We start from the raw sequence: 536 nt of genomic DNA on the forward strand, positions 1-536 counted from the left end.
GAGCTCAATTCTAGTGCTACCAATTGAAAAAATGATGGAGTAACGGCAATGAGAACTGTTGTATGGCAATCACTGAGTGAAGAGCAACAAGATGCAATTTTAGAGCGTCCTGCCATTGCGGAAGGCGCGAATATTACCGCTGCAGTTGCGGATGTGATCGCAAAGGTGCGTACTCAAGGTGACGCAGCGCTATTAGAACTTACAGAAAAGTTTGACCGTGTAAAACCGGAATCAATCCGAGTTCCATCCAAAGAAATTAATGCGGCTTCAGAGCGCCTTTCTGCGGAAATGAAACAAGCACTAGAGCAGGCTTACAGCAACATTGCTAAATTTCATAAAGCACAAAAGCCACAACCAATTAAAGTGGAGACACAACCTGGTGTGATGTGTGAGCAAGTGACACGTCCCATTCAAAAAGTAGGGTTGTATATTCCTGGTGGTAGCGCGCCATTGCCATCGACAGTATTGATGCTGGGCGTGCCTGCAAAAATCGCTGGTTGTCGTAAAGTGGTGCTTTGTTCTCCTCCGCCGATTGC

The 536-nt window shown here is 46.3% G+C and carries 1 protein-coding gene; it reads left to right on the forward strand.

The window, feature by feature from the left end:
- Positions 1–48 precede the first annotated feature (48 nt).
- Positions 49–536 (forward strand): histidinol dehydrogenase (locus R7Q48_RS30485; RefSeq protein ID WP_318134151.1); only part of this gene is annotated, 488 nt, incomplete at its 3' end.

It is taken from the genome of Vibrio sp. 378, from assembly GCF_033339435.1.